Genomic DNA, 20973 nt, shown 5'->3' with positions numbered 1-20973 from the left:
ACCATGACCGCCACGCCCCTCGTCTCGGTCATCATCCCCAACTACAACTACGCCGACGTGCTCGGGCTGTGCCTGCGCTCGGTCCAGGAGCAGACGTACTCCCCCATCGAGATCATCTACGTGGACGACTGCAGCACCGACGACTCCGTACGGGTCGCCGAGTCCCACGGGGTGCGGGTGCTCAGCACGCCGCGCAACAGCGGGGTGTCCGCCGCGCGCAACCTCGGCGTGGCGCACGCGCGGGGCGAGGTGCTGTTCTTCCTCGACTCCGACGTCGCGCTCGCCCCCGACGCGGTCGCCCAGGCCGTGGCGCTGCTGGGGTCCGACCCCGGCATCGGCGCGGTCTCCGGCAACTACGAGGCGGTCCCGCTGCGGCGTGACAGCCTGGTCAAGGAGTACCGCACCCTCTACCGCCACTACTGGTACCTGGTCGCCGAGGGCCCGATCAAGGGATTCCTGCCCGTCGCGATCATCGCCTTCCCCGCCGCCGTGTGGGCCGAGGTCGGGCCGTGGACGGCCGAGCTCACCCAGTCGGAGGGCGCCGACATCGGCGAGCGGCTCAACGAGCGCTACACCGTGCTGCTCACCTCGGCCGTGCGCGGGCGCCACGACGACGACGCCACCCTGCGCATCGCGCTGCGCAAGGTCTTCACCCGCACCCGCGTGCACGTGCCGTTCTTCCTGCAGCCCCGGCGGGCCGCGGGCGTGGTCGGCTCGCCGGAGTCGGCGGCGAGCCTGGCCGCCGCGCTGACGCTCCTCGCCCTGCCCGTGCCGCTGCTGACCGGCGCCGCGTGGTCGGCGGCGCTGCCGGCCCTGCTGCTGGCCGCCTGGCTGGGCATCGACCGGAAGATGTACCGATACGTGTTCGCCACCCGGGGCGCGGGCTTCGGGCTGTTCTTCGTCGGCACGCACTTCCTCGTCAACCTGACCATCGCGGCCGGGGCGGGCGTCGGGATCGTGCAGTGGCTGACCTCGCGCTCGTTCCGCCGCATGTACGCCAAGGCGCCCGCGTGACGGCCGTGCGGGGCGCCCGCCGCCTCCTGGCCGCCCCGGCGGGCCGCCGGGCGCTCGCCGGGCTGCGCGTGGCCGCCTACCTGCTCGTGGCCGGCTTCCTCGGCTACCAGCTGTGGCGGGTCCGCCATGGCCTGGGCGCGAGCCTGCGGCTGGTGGGCTGGGGGAACGCCCTGCTCGCCGCGGCGCTGGCGGCCGTCGGCGGGGTGCCCGGCTTCATCGGCTGGCGCATGCTGCTGGCCGGGCTGGGCACCCGCCTGCCCTGGCCGGTGGCGGTCCGGGTGTTCTTCCTCGCCGGGCTCACCCGCTACCTGCCGGGCGGCGTCTGGCCCGCGGTGGCGCACGCCGCGCAGGCCAGGCCGCTCGGCGAGCCCCCGGCCAGGCTGGCCGGGGCATTCGTGGCCAGCCAGGGACTGGCGGTGGTCGCCGGGCTCGCGGTCGGGCTGGTCGCCCTGCCCTGGCTGGTGGCGGCCGACGCGCTGTGGTGGGCGCTGCTGCCGGCGCTGGCCGCCGCGCTCGTGCCGGCGGCCCTGCCCCGGCTGCTGGAGAGGCTGCTCGGCGTGGCCCAGCGCGTGCTGCGCCGCGGCGACGTCCCGCCGGTCCTGCCCGGACGGCGCGTCCTGCTCACGGTGACCGGGCTGATGGCGGCCGGCTGGCTGATCAGCGGCCTGCACGTCACGGTGCTCGCGGTGGCGCTCGGCGCGCCCCTGTCCGGGGCCCTGACCGTGGGGGTCGGCGGCTTCGCGCTGTCCACCGTGGCCGGGGTCCTCACCCTGGTGATGCCCTCCGGGCTGGGCCCGCGCGAGGCCGTCCTCGGGCTCACCGTCGCCACCCTGCTGACCGGCAGCGGCCTGGTCACGCTGGTGGCGCTGAGCCGGGTGCTGATCACCGTGGCCGACCTGGCGTCGACCGCCGCCGTCCTGGGCTGGCTCGCCCGGACCGGCCGGCGCGGTCACCGCCCCACCCCGCCCGCCGGGGACCAGCACACACGACTCACCCGACAGCAAGGAGCCTCCCCATCATGACATCGACCTCGCACAGCGGCCCGCCGCCGGCCTCCCCGGGCCGCGAGCAGCTCCGCCACCTCGTCCGCCAGCTCCCCGCCGGGCGGGTGAGCGGACCCCTGCTGCGGGCGCTGGCCGCGCTGCCCCTCGCCGACCGGCCCTTCGCGTGGCTGGAGCGGCACCCGGCGGTGCACGGCACGGTCCTGTCCGCCTTCGGCCTGCGCCGGCCGATCTTCATCGACCACCCCGCCCGGCCGGAGCCGCGCTTCGGGTACGGCAGGCCGGACCACCCGCAGATCGCGGCGCTGCTCGAACGGGGCCGGGCCCGCTACGCCGAGCGGCTCACCCGCTTCCTCGCCCTGGAACAGCGCCTGGCCGCCATCCCGGTGCGGGAGCACCCGGGCGGCACCACGCCGTACTGGGACAACGGCTGGCTGCCGCCGCTGGACGCGCTCGCGCTGTACGGCTTCCTCACCGAGGCCGCGCCGCGGCGGTACGTCGAGATCGGCTCGGGCAACTCCACGAAGTTCGTCCGCCGCGCGATCGACGACCACGGCCTGCGCACCCACGTCACCTCGATCGACCCGGCACCACGCGCCACCGTCGACGCGCTGTGCGACACGGTGGTCCGCAGCCCGCTGGAGCGCGTGGACCCGGGGCTGTTCGCCGACCTGGAGGCCGGTGACATCGTCTTCCTCGACGGGTCGCACCGGGTCTTCATGGGATCGGACGTGACCGTCTTCTTCTTCGAGATCCTGCCGCTGCTGCGGCCGGGCGTCCTGGTGCAGCTGCACGACATCCTGCTGCCCAGCGACTACCCGCCCGAGTGGCGCTGGCGGCACTACTCCGAGCAGTATCTGCTCGCGGCCTTCCTCCTGGCCGACCCGGCCCGGTTCGACACCGAGCTGCCGAACGCGTTCATCGACGGTGACGCGCGGCTGCGCGGGCTGGTGGAGCCGCTCTGGCACCGCCTGGGGCTCACCGAGTCCTACCGCCCGGCGTCGTTCTGGCTGCGCATCCGCGACCGGGCGCCCGGCACGGCGGAGGCGGCGGAAACAGCGGGGACGGCGGGGACGGCGGGGACGGCGGCATGACCGTGGCGGGGCGCTGGGCGGTGCGGGTGGCGCTTGGGGTGTCGGCGGTGTGGCTGCTGTCCGCCCTGGCCAACTGGCTGACCGGCAGGTTCTGGTGGTGGGGGGGCGCGCTGCCGCTCCTGATGTTCTGCCTCGGGCCGCTGCTGGTGCTCGGGGCGGTGGCGATGCTCCTGCTCGCCCGCACGCGGCTGTCCCGCCTCGAACGGGTGCTGGTCAGCCTGGCGGCGGCGCAGGTGGCGCTCATCGCGCTGCGCCGGCTGCTCACCGGCCGCACCTGGGTGTGGGTCGTCCCCGATCTCATTGTGCCGCCCCTGCTGTTCGCGCTGCTGCCGGCGGCGCTGCTCGCGGCCCTCGCGGTGCTCCGGCTGTGCCGCGTCCGGACCGCCCGGACCGTCCGCGCGTGGACGGCCCTGCTCGCCGCGGCCGCCCTCGTCCTCGGCCTGGACCAGGCGGGGCTGAACCCGCGCGCCCCCTGGGCGTGGGCCGGGGACGGGCCCGCCCCGCCCGGCGCGCTCCACGTCGTCTCCTGGGACACCTACTGCTGGAACACCACCGACGACCCCGGCCGCTTCTTCGCCTACCTGAAAGGGTTCGACGCCGACGTCTACCTGCTCCAGGAGCACTCGGGGTGCGGCCCCGGGGCCCCGCTGCCCCTGCGGGACGGGGAGCGGCTGCGGAGCGAGTTCCCCGGCCACCACATCGCGACCGCCGGCGGCCTGCTGACGATCTCACGCCTCCCCGTGGCGGGCCAGGCGGCGCTGGGGGCGGACCCGAACCCGCTCGCGCCCTCCTGGACGGACGCGGCCCTCCGCACCGACCTGCGGGTCGGCGGACGCCTGGTCTCGGTGTACAACGTGCACTTCTACGACATGCTCTACCTCAGCTCCAGCCCGCTGAGCCGGGAGTTCTACCGGTCCATAGCGGCGCTGGACACCGCGCGGACGGCCCAGTTCGACGCGCTGGCCGCCGATCTCGGCCGTAACCGCAACCCCGTGCTGGTCTCCGGCAACCTCAACACGCTGCCCGGCACGGGACACGCGCGGCGGCTGGCGGGCCTGGCCGACGCGGCGCGCGCCGGCCGGTCACCGTACCCGGCGACGCTCACCTTCGCGGGGCTGCGGCTGTGGCGGATGGACTGGACCCTCACCTCGCCCGGCCTGCGCGTGCACCGCTACGAGCTGCGCTCCCCCGAGGGGATGTCCACCCACCATCTGCAGGACGTGGTCGTCTCACCGGCCGCCGGGGAGAGCGCCCGCGGCGCCGGGCCGTCCGCGCGCCGCGCCCCGGACCGTCATCCGAACCCGGACCAGAATCCGAAAGCGGGGTAACCCATGGGACCGGACCGTCCACTGGTCACCGTCATCGTGCCCAACTACAACCACGCGCGGTTCCTGCCGCTGTGCCTGGCGGCCCTGCGGGAGCAGACCCACTCCCCCCTGGAGATCATGGTGGTGGACGACTGCAGCACCGACGGATCGGTGTCGATCGCGGAGTCCATGGGGGTGCCCGTCGTCCGGACCCCGGCCAACGGCGGCTCCGCGGTGGCCCGCAACACCGGGGCCGCCCGGGCGGCCGGCGAGATCCTGTTCTTCGTCGACTCCGACGTGGCGCTGGCCCCCGACGCGGTGGCCACCGCGGTGGCGCTCCTGGAGGCCGACCCCGGCCTCGGCGCCGTCTGCGGCATCGAGGACCCCGAACCGCTGATCCGCTCCACCCGGACCGAGGACTACCGCGCCCTGCAGCACCACTACTGGTCGATCGGCTCGGAGGGCGAGGTCTCCTTCCTGTGGTCGGCGATGTTCGCGATCCGCGCGGACGTCTTCGCCGAGACGGGGCCGTTCAACCCGCTGCTGCGCCACACCGAGGAGGTCGACTACGGCCGGCGGCTCAGCCTGCGCCGGACCGTCGTGATCACCTCGGCCGTGCGCGGCCGGATGGGCCACGACCGCGAGCTGGGGGCGCTGCTGCGCAAACTCTTCCACCGCGGCCGGTTGCGCGTGCCCCTGTACGCCCGGCGGCGCAGGTTCGCGCGGGGCTACGAGACCGCCTCCCGGGCCTGGGCCTCCCTGGCGGCGGCGTTCGCGGCCCTCACCCTGCCGCTGCCCCTGCTCCTGGGCCCCGCTGCCGCCGCCGTACCGGTGCTCTGGCTGGCCGTCTCACTGGCCTGTGACGCGGGCATGTACCGGTATGTGTTCGCCCGGCGCTGCCCGCTCTTCGGCCTGTTCTTCGTCGGCGTGCACTTCCTGGTGAACCTCGTCATCATCGGTGGCGTGGCCGCCGGGGCGGCGCAGTGGCTGGTGTCCCGGCGCTTCCGCGGGGTCTACGACGTCCCGGCCCCGGCCGTGCTGCGGAGCGGAGGATGAAGGGCGTGTACGGCGGAGCGGAGACGGCGGACATGACAGGCGCCGCGGCGCGGCGGCCGCCCGCGCCGGCCGGCCGTACGCCCCGGCGGCGGGCCCGGGCGCTCGCCTGGGCCGCCGCCGCGTGGCTGGCGTTCGTCGTCCTGCACCACCTGCTGTCGGGCCGGTTCTGGCTGTGGCTGGTACCGGACCTCGTGCCGCCGCTGGTCTATCTCGCCGCGCCGCTCCTGCTGCTGGCCGCCGTGCCGCTGACCGGCCGGGCCGGCCGGACCCGGCGGTGGTGCGCGGTCCTGGCGGCCGCCTCCCTCCTCCTCGGCGCGGGCCAGAGTGGGCTCAACCCCGGCGCGCTGACCGGCGGCACCGCGGCCGCCGCCCCGGCCGGCGCGCTCCGCGTACTGTCGTGGAACACCGAATACTGGGACCAGGACGACGACCCGGACCGCTTCTACGCCTTCCTCAGGACCCGCGACGCCGACGTCTACGCGCTCCAGGAGTATCTGCACTGGTCCGGCGGCGCCCCGCGCCAGGTCGACGACCTGGCACGGCTGCGCCGGGAGTTCCCCGGATACCACCTCGCGGTGAACGGCGAGCTGGTCACACTGTCCCGCCTGCCCATCGTCTCGGCCCGGGCGCTGGGGCCGGCCGGGGTCCTCGGCCCCGGCTCCCCGTGGCGGGCGGCGTTCGACCTGGCCAAGGTCCTACGGACCGACCTGCGGGTCGGCGCCTCCGTGCTGTCGGTCTACAACGTGCACGTCCCCACCCAGTACATGCTGGACGACAGCCCGCTGACCTCGCGGTTCTACACCGGGTTACGGGACCGCGACGCCGCCCGCCAGGCACAGTTCGACGGCCTGGAGGCCGACGTCGGCGCCAACCGCGGCGCGCTCGTCGTCACCGGCGACTTCAACACCACCTACGCCATGGGCGACCTGGGGTGGCTGTCCGGCCGGCTCTCCAACGCCAACCGCGCCTCCCCCGACCTGCTGCCCGCCTCCTGGCCGGCCGGCGGGCCGGCCCTGTGGCAGCTCGACTGGACCTTCACCTCGGCGGCCACCGTCCACGACTACGGCCTCCTGGATCCCCATGGCCTGTCCGACCACCGCGCGCAGGACGTGCTGGTGTCCGTCGGCGGCTGAGGGCCCATCCGGCCGGACCGGCTCCGGGACCTCAGGGGCCGTCCGGCCGCGGGCGGCCCCTGAGGACAGGCCGGCGGCCGGACCTCAGGTCAGGTGAGGAGTCCCGCGCCCCAGTAGGAGCCCGGCTGCACCCCGCCCGGGCAGGCGAACACGCCGGACCCGACGTGCTGGATGTATTCGTTGAGCGTGTCCTTGGCCGCCAGGGCGCGCTGGATCGGGATGAACCCCTTCTCGGGGTCACGCTGGTAGGCCAGGAAGAACAGGCCCGCGTCCAGCCGTCCCAGGCCGTCGCTGCCGTCGGTGAAGGAGTAGCCCCGGCGCAGGATCGTCACCCCGCCCAGGGAGTCCGGGTGGGCCAGCCGCACGTGGGAGTCGACCGGCATCTTGGCCAGGACCACGGGGTCGTGCTCGCGTGTGCCCCCGTACGGGGCGCCCTCCCGCTTGGTCCGGCCGAAGATGTCCTCCTGCTCCTTCAGCGAGGTCCGGTCCCAGGTCTCGATGTGCATCCGGATCCGCCGGGCCACGAGGTAGGAGCCGCCGCGCATCCACTCGGGCCCCTCCTCGCCCACCCAGACGTGCTCGTCCAGCCGCTTGCCGTCGGTCCCGGCGATGTTGGCGGTGCCGTCCTTGAAGCCCATCAGGTTGCGCGGGGTCTGCGCGTCCGGCGTGGTCGAGGACGTCTTGCCGAAGCCGAGCTGGGACCACCGGACCGACGCCGTGCCGAAGCCGATGCGCACCAGGTTCCGTACGGCGTGCACCGCGACCTGGGGGTCGTCGGCGCACGCCTGCACGCAGAGGTCGCCGCCGCTGCGGGCCGGGTCGAGCTTGTCCCCCGGGAAGTGCGGCAGCTCCTTGAGCCGGTCCGGCCTGGGCAGCTTCAGCTTGTCGAAGAATGTGGGGCCGAAACCCACCGTCAGCGTGAGCCGCGAGGCGGGCAGGCCGATGGCCTCGCCGGTGTCGTCCGGCGGGGCGAGCTCCGCGCCCGTCGCCCCGCCGCCGACCTCCTGCGCCGCGGTCATCCGGGCCGCCGCGGCGGTCCACGCCTTCAGCATCGCCACCACCGCCTCGCGGGAGTCGGTGCTCAGGTCGAAGGCGGCGAAGTGCAGCCGGTCCTGGACCGGGGTGGCGATCCCGGCCTGGTGCGGACCGTGGAACGGGATCGAGGCACCGGGCGAGTCGGCCCGGACCGGCTCCGGCTGCGCCTGTCGTACGAAGCCTGCGCCCGCGACGGCGGCGGCCCCGGCGCCCACGGCGAGGCCCGCGCCGGTCAGGAGCCTGCGTCGGCTGAGATCGGGCATCTCTTCCCCTTCTCGTGAAAGATCGACCGGCCGCGACCACGGCCGGACCGGACAGCGGTCCGACGGCGGTGCCGGCCGGGGCGAGGAGGCCATGGGCGGTGGCGGAACGGCGGACGGGAGGCATCGAGGCGCCTGATGGTCGGTCAGGCGTCCCTAACTTAGCTTCCCCTTACCTCAATCCGCCAACCGGGTGACCCTCAGGCGGATGTGACAAGCGCCACCGTCGGCCTGCGGGCGCGGGCGCGGGCACCGGCCCCGGCGCCGGGAACGGCGAAGGCCCCCGGGACGCGCACCAGGGGGCCTTCGCCGTACGGACTCTCAGTCGAGATAGTCGCGGAGCATCTGAGCTCTGGTCGGATGGCGGAGTTTGGCCAGGGTCTTGGACTCGATCTGCCGGATCCGCTCCCGCGTCACGCCGAACTCCCGGCCGACCTCCTCCAGCGTCCGGGGGTGTCCGTCGGCCAGGCCGAAGCGCAGCTGGATGATGCGCTGCTCACGGTCGGACAGCGTGGCGAGGATGTCGTCGAGCTGGTCCTGCAGCATGATGAAGGCCGCGGCCTCCATCGGCACGACCGCGTCGGCGTCTTCGATGAAGTCACCGAGGTCGGAGTCCTCCTCGCCGATCGGCGACTGCAGCGAGACGGGCTCCTGCGCGATGCGCTGGATCTCGATCACCCGGTCGATCGGGAGATCCATCTCCAGCGCGATCTCCTCGGGCGCCGGCTCGCGGCCCAGATCCTGGTGGAGCTGGCGCTGCACCCGGACCAACTTGTTGATCGTCTCGACCATGTGCACCGGAATGCGAATGGTGCGCGCCTGGTCGGCGATGGCCCGTGTGATCGCCTGGCGAATCCACCATGTGGCATACGTGGAGAACTTGTATCCCTTGGTGTAGTCGAATTTCTCGACCGCCCGGATGAGCCCGAGGTTGCCCTCCTGGATCAGATCCAGGAACAGCATCCCGCGGCCCACATATCTTTTGGCGATGGAGACGACGAGCCGCAGATTGGCCTCGATCAGCCGCTGCTTGGCCCGCGTGCCCTGCCAGACCAGCTCCTTGAACTCCGGGAAGGCCAGCCGCGAGACGATGTTCGCCAGCTTGTCCTCGGCGAACAGCCCCGCCTCGATGGACTTGGCGAGCTCCACCTCCTCCTCGGCCGTCAGCAGTGGCACCCGCCCGATCTCCCGCAGGTAGATGCGGACCAGATCGCTGGTCGGCGCCCGTTTACCGACGTCCTCCTCATCCGAGCGGGTGGTCTCCTCATCGCCCTGGGGCTCGAGAACCTCCACTCCGTGTTCGGCGAGCATGCGGACGACGCGTTCGAGCGCGTCGGACGGCAGCTCGGATTTGTCGAGAGCGGCGGCCACGTCGTCGACCGTGACGCTTCCGCGCTCCCTCCCTTTCGCAACGAGGTCGGCCACCTGGTCTACCGATGGCGGCCCACTTGGCAGCACCGATGCACCCACGGGACACAGTCTGCTGTATTGGGTCCCCAAAATGGCAGACCTATTTTTGGCACCGAAGGTAAGGCCCGGATCATTATCGAACCGAGACCTTATTAGGGTTTGGTCGAATCAGCGCATGGAAATTAAAGCCAATTACGCGATCAGCTTCCGGCGGCGCGTTCCTTCAGCACGCGCCGCTGCTGCTCCAGCGCGACCAGCTCGCCGTAGAGGCGGTTGTAGTCCTGCTGTTGCTCAACCGGGTTGGTCCGCTCCATCCGTGACTTGAGCTGGTCGAGCGCATGTGTGACGGTGATGAGCTCAAGTGCCACCAGCATCCCTGCGGCGTATCGTTCCTCGCTCGTCAGGTCCACCCGGACCTCCTCGACCGCGAACCGGGTCACCAGCCCCCGCAGCGCGTCGTCGGCGCTCTCCAGCAACCGGTCCACCCACTCCCGACCGCCAGCGCCGGCGGCCGCCACGCCTCCCACTCCGATGATGAGCCGGTGGAGGGCGAGATGCTCGGGAAGGCTGAACGCCTCCGCGCCGATCACGTCGAACCCGGGGCCGAGCAGCGCCGGGCGCTGCACTGCCAGTTTGAGGACCTCGGCCTCGGTCCGGACCCTGGGGTCGGTCAGGTCGGCGATCTTCCTCGGCGCCGCCTTCTGGCGCGGCCCTGGCTGGGCCGCTCTCGTGGAGACCTCCACGATCCGGTCGAGCACGAAGCCCTCGTTGTTGAAGCCGAGCCAGCGGTCCAGGCTCACCGCATAGAGCTTACGCAGCGCGTGGTCCTTGATCCGGGACACGATGGGCGCCGCTGCGTCGAGCGCGGCCAGCCGCCCCTCGTTGGTGGTGGCGTCGTAACGGGAGATCACGCTGCGGATGGCGAACGCGAACAGCGGCTCCCGGCTGGCGATCAGGTCGCGCACGGCGGCCTCGCCCTGCCGCACGCGCAGGTCGCACGGGTCGAGCCCGTCGGCCTGCACGGCCACGAAGGTCTGGGTGACGAACTTCTGCTCGTCGGCGAAGGCCCGCAGCGCCGCCTTCTGCCCGGCGGAGTCTCCGTCGAAGGTGAAGATCACCTCGCCCTGGGAACCGGTGTGGTCCAGCAGCAGCCGGCGCAGCACCTTGATGTGCTCCTCGCCGAACGCGGTGCCGCAGGTGGCCACCGCCGTCGGCACGCCCGACAGGTGACAGGCCATCACGTCGGTGTAGCCCTCGACGATCACCGCCTGGGACCGCTTGGAGATCTCCCGCTTGGCCAGGTCGACGCCGTAGAGGACCTCGCTCTTCTTGTAGAGCGGGCTTTCGGGGGTGTTGAGGTATTTCGGGCCGTCCTCGGCGTCGTTCAGCTTCCGCGCGCCGAAACCGATCACGTCGCCGGTGATGTCGCGGATGGGCCAGACCAGCCGCCCCCGGAAGCGGTCTATCGGACCCCGCCGCCCCTCCTTGGCGAGGCCTCCCTTGATCAGCTCCGCGCTGGTGAACCCCCGGGCCATCAGGTGGCGGGAGAGCGCCTCCCACTCGGCGGGGGCGTAGCCCACCCCGAAGTGCTCGGCGTCGACCCGCTCGAAGCCCCGCTCCGACAGGAATCTGCGCCCGACCGCGGCCTCCGGCGCGGTCAGCTTCGAGGCGTAGAACTCCGCCGCCGCCCGGTGCGCCTCGATCAGCCGGCTCCGCTCGCCCTGCTCGCGGCCGGGGACGTAGCCGCCCTGCTCATAGCGGAGCTGGATGCCGGCCCGGTTCGCCAGCCGCTCCACGGCCTCGCCGAACGACAGGTGCTCCAGCCGCCGGACGAAGGTGATGACGTCGCCGCCCTCGGCGCAGCCGAAGCAGTACCAGTATCCCCGGGTGGGGGTGACGTTGAAGGACGGACTCTTCTCGTCGTGGAAGGGGCACAGCCCCTTCAGGTTTCCGCCGCCCGCGTTGCGGAGCTGGATGTGCTCACCCACGATGTCGGCGATCGGTGAGCGCTCCCGCACGAGCGCGATGTCCTCGTCACTGATCCGGCCTGCCACGCCGTGAGTCTAGTGGGGCCCTCCGACAGGTCCGAGCCGGACGACGGGGACGACTTTCTCGAACGGGTCGTGACCAATCGGAAGGTCGGTTACAAAGGTAAAGGCTGATTCTCGATAAGTTACGCGGGTGGAGATCATGCGATCGGGGCATATAGCACGGTTGGCCGCGGTAACCAGCGCGGCGCTCGTCACCGGGGCCTGCGCCTCACCGGGCGGCGTGGCGGGCATCAGCACCCTTCCTCCGGCTCCCGTGGCCGAGGCGGTCGCCGCGGCGCCGGGCGCGGTGACCGCGACGATTCCGGCGCCCACGGCGACGCCCACCCCCAAGGTGCCGGTGAGGGTGACGGTCGACCGGCCCAAGGCCGACGACCCGGTGCAGGTGCCGCCGCCCAAGGTGTCCGACCACACCTACGTCTTCCCCGTCAGGGGCTGCCGGGTGACCTACGAGAGCAGGCTGCTGGTCCTGCCCAAGACCACGATCTGGGCGGCCAAGGGGTGCTCGTTCGTCTCGCCGGTGAACGGCGTGGTCCACGAGGTCAACATCAAGAACCGCTGGACGCCCTCCACCGACCGGGGGACCGACCGCGAGGGCCGGTTCGTCACCGTCATCGGGGACGACGGCGTGCGCTACCTCGGCGGGCACCTCGACAGGGTCACCCCGGGGATCCGGCCGGGGACGCGGGTCAGCGCGGGCCAGGTCCTGGGCCAGGTCGGTAACTCGGGCAACGCCCGCTCCACCGCCAGCAACCTCTACTTCGCCATCTCCTGGAAGACCGAGCCCGCGCTCTGGTGGGTACGGCGCGGCATGGTCAAGCCGTGGAACTACCTGGACGCCTGGCTGAACGGCAACCGCACGCTCTCACCCAAGGACGAGATGCAGGCCGTGATGGCCCAGACCGGGGCGGCGCCCAAGTGCGCCACCCTGTGCAAGTCCAAGCCGGCGGCCAAGCCCAAGGCCACCGAGAAGCCCCCGCAGCCGGACGACGAGAACATCACCATCGGGGGTTAGCGGCCGGACAGGCGCCGCTGCCAGGTGACCGCGGAGGTGTCGGTGAGCGAGGCGATCTGGTCGACGACCACGCGGAGCCGCCCGGCGTCGCCGCCGGCCCTGGTGAAGGAGGGCCGGAGCGCGGGCTCCAGCGTGCCGGGCGCGCCCAGCATGATCAGGTGGGCCAGGTCGTGGATGAGCTCGCGCTGCCTGGCCTGGTTGGCGTTGTGCGCGTCCCTGGTCATCACGTAGTGGGCGGTGAGCCCCTTCAGCAGGGCGCACTCCAGGCGGGTGGCCCTGGGCACGATCAGGTCGGCGCCGTGGCGGCCGGCGGCCGGGCCGTACGCCTCCCGGGTGGCGATCTGCGCCGAGCGGCACAGGCGGCCGATGAGCGAGCTGGTGAGGCCCTTGATCGCGGCGAGGGCGGCGAGTGAGCCGTCGAAGTGGCGGGGCCAGAGCGGCTGGGCGACCAGCCGGCTGAAGATGTCCTCCAGCTCACCGGTGTCGGCGTCCGGGGCGTACCAGTCGCGGGTGGTCGCGCAGACCTCGCGGCGCTCGCCGGCCTCGCGCAGCGCCTCCGGCGCGACGGCGCCCGAGTGGAGGGCGTCCTCCAGGTCGTGCACCGAGTAGGCGACGTCGTCGGCCCAGTCCATGATCTGGGCCTCGAAGCTGACCCGCCCTTCGGGCGCGCCCTCCCTGATCCACTCGAAGACGGCCAGGTCGTCGCCGTAGGCGCAGTATTTCGGGCTCGTCTCGCGGGTCCAGGGATATTTGACGGCGGCGTCCAGGGAGGCGCGGGTGAGGTTGAGCCCGGCGCTGCGGCCGTCCTCGGTGACGACCTTGGCCTCCAGCCGGGTCAGCAGGCGCAGGCTCTGGGCGTTGCCCTCGAACCCGCCGCATCCGGCGGCCAGCTCGTTGAGCGCGGTCTCCCCGTTGTGCCCGAACGGCGGGTGCCCGAGGTCGTGGGCCAGGCAGGCGGTCTCCATCAGGTCGGGGTCGCGGCCGAGCGACTGGCCCATCTCCCGGCCGATCTGCGCGCACTCCAGCGAGTGGGTCAGCCGGGTGCGCGGGATGTGCTGCCCGCTGCCGAGGGTCTCCCCAGGCCCGACCACCTGGGTCTTGGCGGCCAGCCGCCGCAGCCCCGCGCTGTGCAGCACCCGCGCCCGGTCTCGCTCGAACGGGCCTCTCTCCGGGTTGCCGGGAGGTTCCGGCACCCATCTTGCCTGGTCGTGCTCGTCGTAACCGTGCATAAGTGCAGTGATTTTATCCAGGAAAGGAGCGGTCCATGCCGAACGGCAAGAAAACACCTGATGACCCTGACCTGCGGGCATCGGACCGTGCCAGGCGGGCCCGCCGGACCGCGGACGGCCTTCATCGGCGTCCGGCCCCCTGCGGAACCGGCCGCGCGGGCCGGCGGGGTGGACACCGGCCCACCCCGCCGCCCTGAACGGTCCCGGCCGCCGCCCCGCGCTCCGGGCGCCCCGCCCGGCGGCACCGGAGCGCGGGGCGCCCGATGACCGGGCGGGCGCTCCTAGCGGGTGCCGGAGTCCGTGGGGGCGGCCAGGGCCGCGCGTCCGGCCTCCAGCCGGGCGACCGGGATGCGGAACGGCGAGCAGGAGACGTAGTCCAGGCCCACCTCGTGGCAGAAGTGGACCGACTCTGGGTCGCCCCCGTGCTCACCGCAGATGCCCAGCTTGAGGTCGGGACGGGTGGCCCGGCCCTCCTCTGCGGCGATCCGCACGAGCCGGCCGACGCCGTCGCGGTCCAGGGACTCGAACGGGGAGACGCCGAAGACGCCCAGCTCCAGATACTTGGAGAAGAACGCGGCCTCGACGTCGTCCCGGGAGAAGCCCCAGGTCATCTGGGTCAGGTCGTTGGTGCCGAAGGAGAAGAACTCCGCGGCCTCGGCGATCTGCCCGGCGGTCAGCGCCGCGCGGGGCACCTCGATCATCGTGCCGACCAGCGCCTCGACGCCGACCTCGGCGAGGATCGCCCGCGCCTCGTCCTTGACGGTCTCCAGCTCCTGGACGGCGGCGACGAGCGGGATCATGATCTCCGCGCGGGCTCCCGGGACGGCCTTGGCCGCCTCGGCGATCGCCCGGACCTGCATCGCGAACAGGCCGGGGATGACCAGGCCGAGCCGTACGCCGCGCAGGCCGAGCATCGGGTTCTGCTCGTGCAGGCGCTTGACCGCGGCGAGCAGGCGGCGGTCCTTGTCGTCGGCCCCCTCGCCGGCGAGGGCGACCTTGACCGCCAGTTCGGTGTAGTCGGGCAGGAACTCGTGCAGCGGCGGGTCGATCAGGCGGATCGTGACGGGCAGGCCCTCCATCGCCTGGAAGATCTCGGTGAAGTCCGCCTTCTGCAGCGGCTCCAGCGCGGCCAGCGCCCGCTCCCGCTCCTCGCCGGAGGTGGCCAGGACCAGGTCCTCGACGAGCTGGCGGCGGTCGCCGAGGAACATGTGCTCGGTACGGCACAGTCCGATCCCCTGGGCGCCGAACCGGCGGGCGCGGGCGGCGTCCTCGGCGTTGTCGGCGTTGGCCCGCACCTCCAGCCGCCGGGCACCGTCGGCGTGGCTCATGATGCGGTGCACGGCCTGGACGAGCTCGTCGCCGGTGTCGCCGGTGCCCTCGAAGTACTCCACGACCGAGGAGGCGACCACGGGCACCTCGCCGAGGTAGACGGCGCCGCTGGAGCCGTCGATGGAGATCACGTCCCCCTCGGAGACCACGACGCCGCCGGGGGCGGTGAACCTGCGCTCCTTGGTGGAGACCTCCAGCTCCTCCGCGCCGCAGACGCAGGTCTTGCCCATGCCGCGGGCGACCACGGCCGCGTGCGAGGTCTTGCCGCCGCGGCTCGTCAGGACGCCCTGGGCGGCGATCATCCCGGACAGGTCGTCGGGGTTGGTCTCGTGGCGGACGAGGATGACGGCCTCGCCCTGGGCGGCGAGCTCGACGGCCCGCTCGGAGGAGAAGACCGCCTTGCCGACGGCCGCGCCCGGGGAGGCGTTCATGCCCGTTGTGATCTTCGTGGTCTCCGCGTCCTTGGCGAAGCGCGGGAACATCAGCTGGGCGAGCTGGGCCCCGGTGACCCGGGTCACGGCCTCGTCGAGGTCGATCAGCCCCTGGTCGGCGAGCTGTACGGCGATGCGGAAGGCGGCACCGGCGGTCCGCTTGCCCACCCGGGTCTGGAGCATCCAGAGCTTGCCGCGCTCGACCGTGAACTCGATGTCGCACAGGTCGCGGTAGTGGTTCTCCAGCTTCTCCATGATCTGCATGAGCTCGTCGTAGACGGACTTGTCGATGCCCTCCAGCTCCTGCAGCGACATGGTGTTGCGGATGCCGGCCACCACGTCCTCCCCCTGGGCGTTCTGCAGGTAGTCGCCGTAGACGCCCTGGTGCCCGCTGCCGGGGTCGCGGGTGAAGGCCACTCCGGTGCCGGAGTCCATGCCGCAGTTGCCGAAGACCATCGAGCAGACGTTGACCGCCGTGCCGAGATCGGCCGGGATGCGCTCCTGGCGGCGGTAGAGGACGGCGCGCGGGGCGTTCCAGGAGTCGAAGACCGCCTTGACGGCCATGCGCATCTGCTGGTGCGGGTCGGCGGGGAAGTCCCGTCCGGTCTGGGTGCGGATGATGTCCTTGTAGGTCTCGACGAGCCGCTGGAAGTCGGCCGCCTCCAGGTCCAGGTCGTCGCGGCCGTCCTTGATCTCCTCAAGGGCGTCGTCGAACAGCGCGGCGTCGATGTTCTGGACGGTCTTGCCGAACATCTGGATGAGACGCCGGTAGGAGTCCCAGGCGAAGCGCTCGTTGCCGCCGGACTGCTTGGCCAGGCCGTGCACGGACTGGTCGTTGAGCCCGATGTTGAGGACGGTCTCCATCATGCCGGGCATGGAGAACTTCGCCCCGGAGCGTACGCTCACCAGCAGGGGGTCGTCGGCCTGGCCCAGGCGGCGGCCCATCCGCTCCTCCAGCGCGGCCAGGTGCCGGGAGACCTCCTCCTCCAGGCCCGCGGGGAGCTCGCCGTCCGCCAGGAACCGGCGGCACGCGTCGGTGGTGATGGTGAAGCCGGGGGGCACCGGCAGCCCGAGATTGGTCATCTCAGCCAGGTTGGCACCCTTACCGCCGAGCAGATCCTTGAGATCTTTGTTGCCCTCGGTGAAGTCGTAAACGTACTTGGGCACGGTTGCTCCTTCTGCGACTTCAAATGACGTGTGGTTCCGCCTCACTTCGGACTCTACCGACGAATAAGATGATGAAACGTCACCCAAGGTGTTGAGGTGTATTCACGCACGTCAGACCCCATCAAGCGGTCTAATCCAATTCAAATCGGAGTCAAATCAACATCGATATCGGCCGCCCGGAGAATTGGTATAAACCAATTGGTGTAAACCAATTGTCTCAACATTCAAACACGTTCACCGCCGGTTCAGGCCCTGGGGTACGGGGCCGGGCCCGCCCGGGAAAAGCGACGGCCGGCGGCCCCGTCGGGGCCGCCGGCCGTCACCGGTCGGAAGGAGCGGTCCTCAGTCGTTGAGGTGCTGGCGGAGGTAGGACTCGACCTTGTCGAGGGCCACGCGCTCCTGGGCCATCGAGTCGCGCTCGCGGATGGTCACCGCATGGTCGTCGAGGGTGTCGAAGTCGACGGTGATGCAGAACGGCGTTCCGATCTCGTCCTGGCGGCGGTAGCGGCGGCCGATCGCGCCCGCGTCGTCGAACTCGACGTTCCACCGGCGGCGGAGCTGGGCGGCCAGGTCCTTGGCCTTCGGCGACAGGTCGGCGTTGCGCGACAGCGGGAGCACCGCGACCTTGACCGGCGCGAGCCGGTGGTCGAGGCGCATGACCGTGCGCTTCTCCATGACGCCCTTGGCGTTGGGCGCCTCGTCCTCGGTGTAGGCGTCGATCAGGAAGGTGAGCGTGGCGCGGTCGACACCGGCCGCCGGCTCGATCACGTACGGGACGTAGCGCTCGCCGGTGTCCTGCTCGAAGAAGCTGAGGTCGGTGCCGGAGGCCTTGCCGTGCGCGGTCAGGTCGAAGTCGGTCCGGTTGGCGATGCCCTCAAGCTCGCCCCACTCGCTGCCGGTGAAGTTGAAGCGGTATTCGATGTCGACGGTCCGCTTGGAGTAGTGGGACAGCTTCTCCTGCGGGTGCTCGTAGATGCGGAGGTTGTCCGGGTTGATGCCCAGATCGGTGTACCAGCCGAAGCGCTCGTCGATCCAGTATTGGTGCCACTCCTCGTCGGTGCCCGGCTTGACGAAGAACTCCATCTCCATCTGCTCGAACTCGCGGGTGCGGAAGATGAAGTTGCCCGGGGTGATCTCGTTGCGGAACGACTTGCCGATCTGGCCGATGCCGAACGGGATCTTCTTGCGGGCGGACTGCTGCACGTTGAGGTAGTTGATGAAGATGCCCTGCGCGGTCTCCGGCCGCAGGTAGGCCAGGCCGGACTCGTCCTCGACCGCGCCGAGGTAGGTCTTCAGCAGGCCGCTGAACTGCTTGGGCGCGGTGAAGGCGCCCTTGTTGCCGCAGTTGGGGCAGGTGATGTCGGCCAGGCCGTGCTCCGGGGCCTTGCCGTGCTTCTCCTCGTAGGCCTCTTCGAGGTGGTCGGCCCGGTAGCGTTTGTGGCACGCCTGGCACTCGGTCAGCGGGTCGGTGAAGGTCTCCACATGGCCACTGGCCTGCCAGACCTCACGGGCCAGGATCACCGAGGAGTCGAGGCCGACGACGTCGTCACGGCCCTGCACCACGCTCTTCCACCACTGCCGCTTCACGTTGCTCTTGAGCTCCACGCCCAGCGGCCCGTAGTCCCAGGAGGCGCGCAGGCCGCCGTAGATCTCGCTGGAGGGGTAGACAAGGCCACGTCGCTTGGCGAGGCTGACGATGGTGTCCATGATGTCCGTACGGCGTGCCATAAGGGAAAGTCTCCATCCGGCTGGAGGTCGGCGAGGAATGATTGAGTTCCCAGCTTAGGGGAGTCGGACGAGCGGGACGCGCGCATGGAGCATGACGCCTGCCTTGCGATGGAAAGGCTGGTTAAAGACGGTTCACGTCTTCGAAGGCGCTCGGCTCGTTGATCATCAGGGTCATCAGCGGATACATCGCCATCCGCGCGGCCCCCAGGGCGCGCCGGTAGAACCCGGCCCCCTCCCACTCGCTGACCAGCGCCCACAGCTCCGGTTCGTCCACCGACCGGGCGACCCGGCCGCGCACGTATCCGGGCTGTCCGGCCAGGGTGTCGACGATGTCGTGCGCCCGGGCCAGGAACTCCTCGGTCTGGCCGGGCGGCACCGAGTAACGGATGAGAGCCAGCATCCGCACAGCATGCCAGAGGACGGTCCCGCCCCCGCTCCCGGCACGTCGCCGGAGACGGGCGGCGGGGACGCGGGGACCGTGTCCGGCTACTCCCCGGTCACGCCGTCGATGCGCTCTCGCAGCAGGTCGGCGTGGCCGTTGTGGCGGGCGTACTCCTCGATCATGTGGACGAGGATCCACCGATGGGAGCAGTCCTGCCCGCGGCGCTTCCGCCTGCCCACGGCGTCCAGCGGCACCTCGGCCGACACCTCGCGGGCGTGCTCGACCTCGGCCCGCCAGACGGCGAACGCCTCCTCGGCCGAGGCGGTGTCCGCGCCGTCGAAGTCCGCGTCGGGGTTGACGTCCTTGCCGTACAGCGAGGGGACGTCCTCGTCGTTGAGGATGTGCCGGAACCAGGCCCGCTCCACGTGGGCCATGTGGCGGACCAGGCCGAGCAGGGACATGGCCGACGGCGGCACGGAGCGCTCGCGGAGCTGGTCCTCCGACAGGCCGGCGCACTTGGCGGCGAGGGTCCCGCGGTGCCACTCAAGCCAGTTGTTCAACATGGCGCGCTCGTCGCCGACGAAAGGGGGAGGAATGCGATTGTCGGTCATGTTCGGCAACGTACCGCCCGGCCACGGCCGGCGAGGAACCGGACACAACCGCTGTCGGCCCCCGCCCGGCGGCTCCGGAGACGGACGGCGAGGGACCCACCCGCCGCCGCCCTCACCCGCGGCTCCGGCCACGGCCGACAGGTGACCCGGCGCACCTGGCACCGGGTCCGCCCGGCCCCGGAGGCGGGCGGGCGGGCGTGGGGCATGTCGCGCCGGGCGTCGCGGCGTTAGGCTCGGGCCGTGGCCGACAAACACAGCGAGCGACCCGCACACCCGCTGGCCCAGCACCGCCCTCAGCAGCGGAGACAGCGCCCGCTCCCACCCGGTGAGCAGTTCTTCACCCCGGGCGCGACCGGCCTGCGGCAGAAGGTCGAGCGGCGCAGCGCGGCCCCGCTCGTCTTCCTGTTCCAGCTCCCCCGCTGGATCGCCCCGGTGGCGCTCGTGGTCCTGCTCCTGACCGGTTTCGCCGTGGCGTCCTTCTGGGGCGGCCTCGCGGTGCTGCCGGTGATCGGGTTCGTCGGCTGGCTCGCCTACATGTCGTGGCCGTCGCTCGGCGCCAAGGGCCGCATCCTGCGTGTCGCCCTGCTCACCTTCCTGATCCTGCTCGCCGCCGACCGCTTCGGAGCCTTCTAGCCGCCGGAGCCGCCGGGGCGTCCCCCCTCTCCGACCGGTCGGCCTCCAGCCGCGATTTTGACAACCGTTTTCATTTGCGGCCATACTGGCGGACATGATGTCCGACTTCTCCCGACGTATGCGCATGCGCGGCGCGGCCCTGCTCGCTCTCGCGACCGTTCTCACCGCCACCGCCGCCTGTGGTTCCGGCTCAGCCGACTCCGCCCGGCCGGGCGGCGCGCAGGGAGGCAAGCCCGACGTCACCGCCGCCATGTATCCGCTGCAGTGGCTGGCCGAGCGGGTGGGCGGCCCCGACGTCACCGTCACGGGCCTGACCAAGCCCGGCGTCGAGCCGCACGACCTGGAGCTGTCCCCGCTCCAGGTGGCCGGGCTGGAGGAGACCTCCCTGGTCGCCTACATCAAGGGCGTGCAGCCCGCCGTGGACGAGGCGGTCGAGCAGCACGCCGCCGGCCGGGGCTTCGACGCGGCGGCGGCGGTGAAGACCCTCCCGGCGGTCGCCGGCGACGAGCACGCGGAGGAGGAGGCCCACCCGGGTGAGGAGGAGCACGGGCACGACCTCGCCTACGACCCGCACCTATGGCTTGACCCGTCCCGTTTCGCGACCGTCGCCACCCAGCTCGGCGAGAAGCTCGCCGCCGTCGACCCGGCGCACGCGCAGGGCTACAAGGACCGCGCCGCCAAGACCGCGGCCGACCTCACGGCCCTCGACGGCGAGCTGGCCCGGGGCCTGAGCGCGTGCGGGTCGAAGGCGATCGTCACCAGCCACACCGCGTTCGGCTATCTCGCCGACCGCTACGGACTGCACCAGATCGGGGTCAGCGGCCTCGACCCGGACGCCGAGCCCTCTCCCGCCCGCCTCGCCGAAGTGGCGAAAGTGTCCAAGCAGGAGAAAGTGACTACGATTTTCACCGAGACCCTCGTCAGCCCCAAGGTCGCCGAGGTTCTCGCCCAGGAGGTCGGGGCCAAGACCGCGGTCCTGGACCCGGTCGAAAGCCAGCCGGCGGGCGGCGACTACCTGTCCGCCATGCGCCAGAACCTCACCGCACTTCAGGCAGCGCTCAACTGCCCGTAAAGGCAACACGTGACATCC

General features: G+C 71.8%; 17 protein-coding genes. 9 read left to right on the top strand and 8 right to left on the bottom strand.

What is annotated here, in order from left to right; translation table 11 throughout:
- The first annotated feature begins 3 nt into the window (after positions 1-3).
- The 6 genes from J2S55_RS03525 to J2S55_RS03500 are packed head-to-tail and all read left to right on the top strand — an operon-like array spanning position 4 to position 6605.
- Positions 4-1014: a glycosyltransferase gene (locus J2S55_RS03525; protein WP_306857225.1), complete on the top strand. Its 1011-nt coding sequence runs from the start codon at positions 4-6 to the stop codon at positions 1012-1014.
- Complete coding sequence (locus tag J2S55_RS03520) at positions 1011-2036, top strand: hypothetical protein (RefSeq protein ID WP_306857224.1); 1026 nt, start codon at positions 1011-1013, stop codon at positions 2034-2036. Before J2S55_RS03525 ends, J2S55_RS03520 begins: the two co-directional genes overlap by 4 nt.
- Positions 2033-3109 carry a class I SAM-dependent methyltransferase gene (locus J2S55_RS03515; RefSeq protein WP_306857222.1) on the top strand — a complete coding sequence of 359 codons (1077 nt, stop codon included), beginning with the start codon at positions 2033-2035 and terminating at the stop codon, positions 3107-3109. Before J2S55_RS03520 ends, J2S55_RS03515 begins: the two co-directional genes overlap by 4 nt.
- Positions 3106-4437, top strand: a complete 1332-nt coding sequence (locus J2S55_RS03510; protein ID WP_306857220.1) for an endonuclease/exonuclease/phosphatase family protein — start codon at positions 3106-3108, stop codon at positions 4435-4437. The genes J2S55_RS03515 and J2S55_RS03510 overlap by 4 nt, the downstream gene beginning before the upstream one ends.
- Positions 4438-4440: 3 nt before the next feature.
- Positions 4441-5472, top strand: a complete 1032-nt coding sequence (locus J2S55_RS03505; RefSeq protein ID WP_306857218.1) for a glycosyltransferase family 2 protein — start codon at positions 4441-4443, stop codon at positions 5470-5472.
- Positions 5469-6605, top strand: a complete 1137-nt coding sequence (locus J2S55_RS03500; RefSeq protein WP_306857217.1) for an endonuclease/exonuclease/phosphatase family protein — start codon at positions 5469-5471, stop codon at positions 6603-6605. The genes J2S55_RS03505 and J2S55_RS03500 overlap by 4 nt, the downstream gene beginning before the upstream one ends.
- Before the next feature lie 89 nt (positions 6606-6694).
- Here the strand turns inward: J2S55_RS03500 and efeB are convergent, their stop codons facing one another.
- The 3 genes from efeB to dnaG all read right to left on the bottom strand — a co-directional run bounded on the left by efeB (position 6695) and on the right by dnaG (position 11364).
- Positions 6695-7903 (bottom strand): iron uptake transporter deferrochelatase/peroxidase subunit, encoded by a 1209-nt coding sequence (gene efeB / locus J2S55_RS03495; protein WP_306857216.1) that lies wholly within the window; start codon positions 7901-7903, stop codon positions 6695-6697.
- Between the two features lie 318 nt (positions 7904-8221).
- Positions 8222-9325, bottom strand: coding sequence for an RNA polymerase sigma factor RpoD (gene rpoD / locus J2S55_RS03490; protein WP_306857215.1), 1104 nt, complete (start codon positions 9323-9325; stop codon positions 8222-8224).
- Positions 9326-9510: 185 nt separating this feature from the next.
- Positions 9511-11364 carry a DNA primase gene (dnaG, locus tag J2S55_RS03485; protein ID WP_306857213.1) on the bottom strand — a complete coding sequence of 618 codons (1854 nt, stop codon included), beginning with the start codon at positions 11362-11364 and terminating at the stop codon, positions 9511-9513.
- A 160-nt stretch (positions 11365-11524) separates the two neighbouring features.
- Here dnaG and J2S55_RS03480 point away from each other — a divergent pair, with 160 nt between their 5' ends.
- Positions 11525-12373: a M23 family metallopeptidase gene (locus tag J2S55_RS03480; protein WP_306857212.1), complete on the top strand. Its 849-nt coding sequence runs from the start codon at positions 11525-11527 to the stop codon at positions 12371-12373.
- On the opposite strand, the gene J2S55_RS03475 is transcribed toward J2S55_RS03480, so the two are convergent.
- The 5 genes from J2S55_RS03475 to J2S55_RS03455 form a co-directional block, all read right to left on the bottom strand.
- Positions 12370-13602, bottom strand: coding sequence for a deoxyguanosinetriphosphate triphosphohydrolase (locus J2S55_RS03475; protein WP_306857211.1), 1233 nt, complete (start codon positions 13600-13602; stop codon positions 12370-12372). The two genes, J2S55_RS03480 and J2S55_RS03475, sit on opposite strands and share 4 nt — an antisense overlap.
- Before the next feature lie 281 nt (positions 13603-13883).
- Positions 13884-16529: a pyruvate, phosphate dikinase gene (ppdK, locus tag J2S55_RS03470; RefSeq protein ID WP_306857210.1), complete on the bottom strand. Its 2646-nt coding sequence runs from the start codon at positions 16527-16529 to the stop codon at positions 13884-13886.
- 342 nt (positions 16530-16871) lie between these two features.
- Positions 16872-18257, bottom strand: coding sequence for a glycine--tRNA ligase (locus J2S55_RS03465; RefSeq protein ID WP_306857209.1), 1386 nt, complete (start codon positions 18255-18257; stop codon positions 16872-16874).
- Positions 18258-18378: 121 nt separating this feature from the next.
- Positions 18379-18657, bottom strand: a complete 279-nt coding sequence (locus J2S55_RS03460) for an antibiotic biosynthesis monooxygenase family protein (RefSeq protein WP_306857208.1) — start codon at positions 18655-18657, stop codon at positions 18379-18381.
- 86 nt (positions 18658-18743) lie between these two features.
- Positions 18744-19250 carry a DinB family protein gene (locus J2S55_RS03455; RefSeq protein WP_306857207.1) on the bottom strand — a complete coding sequence of 169 codons (507 nt, stop codon included), beginning with the start codon at positions 19248-19250 and terminating at the stop codon, positions 18744-18746.
- 240 nt (positions 19251-19490) lie between these two features.
- On the opposite strand from J2S55_RS03455, the gene J2S55_RS03450 reads away from it, so the two are divergent.
- Positions 19491-19883: a DUF6703 family protein gene (locus tag J2S55_RS03450; protein WP_306857205.1), complete on the top strand. Its 393-nt coding sequence runs from the start codon at positions 19491-19493 to the stop codon at positions 19881-19883.
- A 94-nt stretch (positions 19884-19977) separates the two neighbouring features.
- Positions 19978-20955, top strand: coding sequence for a metal ABC transporter substrate-binding protein (locus tag J2S55_RS03445; protein WP_306857204.1), 978 nt, complete (start codon positions 19978-19980; stop codon positions 20953-20955).
- The last annotated feature ends 18 nt before the right edge of the window (positions 20956-20973 follow it).

Source organism: Streptosporangium brasiliense (assembly GCF_030811595.1).
Classification (GTDB): Bacteria; Actinomycetota; Actinomycetes; order Streptosporangiales; family Streptosporangiaceae; genus Streptosporangium; species Streptosporangium brasiliense.
This window is presented reverse-complemented; position numbering and strand designations above follow the sequence as displayed.